Source organism: Brevibacterium linens ATCC 9172, assembly GCF_900169165.1.
GTDB classification, from domain to species: Bacteria; Actinomycetota; Actinomycetes; order Actinomycetales; family Brevibacteriaceae; genus Brevibacterium; species Brevibacterium linens.
This window is the reverse complement of the sequence record NZ_FXYY01000059.1, coordinates 1-1,928: the sequence shown is the minus strand read 5'-3', so window position 1 is coordinate 1,928 and position 1,928 is coordinate 1. Positions and strand designations below refer to the sequence as shown.

General features: G+C 58.6%; 1 protein-coding gene. It reads right to left on the bottom strand.

All coding sequences use genetic code 11. The annotated features are described in order from the left end of the window. A partial coding sequence (gene ltrA, locus BLIN9172_RS17680) for a group II intron reverse transcriptase/maturase (protein WP_101556175.1) occupies window positions 1–1,326 on the bottom strand: 1,326 nt, incomplete at its 3' end. Between the last annotated feature and the right edge of the window lie 602 nt (window positions 1,327–1,928).

Here is a 1,928-nt window from a genome sequence, read left to right as displayed (position 1 = left end):
CTCCCATCCAGGGAGGAAACGACGCACCACAGTATGCTTATTCAGCTTGGGGTGACGCTTATTCAACCAATTGACGATCCGCCAGAACGCGTAATGGTCAACGTAACTGAATGTCGCTTTCGACACCCCATGCTGGAAATACGCACACCACCCTCTCAACACCGGGTTCACCCGGCGGAGAAGATCGGCCAGCGTCCGATGTTGCGCTCTGCGAGTCAGACCGCGAATACGCTCCTTGATCGAAGCCAGAGACTTCTTCGACGGATACGTATACACCTGAGCCTGACCGCTGGTTCCCCTCTTCATCCGACGCTGGATGCGCCAGCCCAAGAAGTCGAACCCCTCATCAATGTGAGTCACTTTCGTTTTCTCCACCGATAGGCGCAAACCCATCGGCGCGAGCACTTCAGCCACCTCGTGCCACAGTGCCTCCACGTGCTCGACCGAACCGTGGACAAGGACAACGAAGTCATCCGCGTACCGGATCAGCTTCATCACCGGGATGCCCCTACGGCGCAGTTTCGCTCGCGTCCAGCTCGGACCCAGCGACTCCCACTTCTTTTGGAAGTGATCATCAAGCCCAGACAAGGCGATATTGGCCAGAAGTGGTGAAAGTATCCCTCCTTGCGGGGTGCCGGTGTGAGTGTTCCTATTGACACCATCCTCGCTGAGGATGCCTGCCTTGAGGAACCTTCTGACCAGAGCCAGGACCCTTTTGTCCGTGATTCGTTCACGCAAACGCTGAATCAGACCAGTGTGATCGATCTCGTCGAAACACGCAGTGATATCAGCCTCGAAGACCCACTCATAATTCAAAGGCCTCGACGTGAACTTATGAATCTCAGCAATCGCGTCCTGCGCACGCCGACGCGGCCGAAACCCATACGAGGACGGATAGAAGTCCGCCTCGAAGATCGGTTCCAGCACCAACTTCAGCGACGCCTGCACCACTCTGTCGGCCAGCGTTGGAATCCCCAACGAACGAGTCTTCCCATTCGACTTCGGGATCCTGCGCTCACGCACCGGCAAGGGTCGGAACTCACCAGTCTTCACCTGGCGGCGAATCATAGTGAGCACCTCAACGGCCTGACCATGAAGCAGGGACCGGGGTGCGACCCCATCGACTCCAGCAGTCCGACCGCCCTTGTTACCCCGCACTCGATCCCACCCTGCTACGAGGAAGGCCGGATCGTGGACAAGGTTGAACACATCATCGAAGACACGCCCCGGATCGGTGCGCGCCCATTGGTGCAATTTCGTCTGGATCGTAAGTACTCGATGCCATGCCGAAGTAATATCGACTGGCCCCGACACACCCGTATTCACCGGTGTCCCTCCTTTTCATCCCTACTTTCATTGCGGAATCGGCACTGAGTCCCTTCGCCATGTGGTCGGCTTTCCCGACCTCGGACTACTACGGACTCTCCGCCCCCACACCACTGGTATCAGTCGGCGACGGACCTTCCCTGCCGACCACGCATGGAATCCGTGGTCAGCAGGGACCAGCGGCGGGGTTCCCACGTTCACTATTCAACCGATTGACGGGATCGGTACCCAGCTTTACTCCTGCATCCTCGCCATAGCTACGCCGCAGGCTTTCACTATGGCCTCCCGGACCGGCGACATTCTCCGATCCGGAAGTTCCCTCGACTGGCACACCAGCCTCGGTCTGCGATGCAACCCGACCCCGATCCACCAGATTTCGAGTCGGTGGTCTGACTTGAGGAGCGTTCGGACACTGGTTCCTATGCGTGTACCTCTCCGTCGTGTTAGCCGAGCCCGACCCATCTGGCAGTACTGGAATCGTCTCGGCGTTGTCAGGGCTGCTTCCCGCCCTCGCTCCCATCCCGGAGTTCAGGCTGCCCTCAACTTCACCTGGCTGCTGCGACAGCCAGGCGGTGGTGGTCTCTCACCTCCACTCGGTTCAA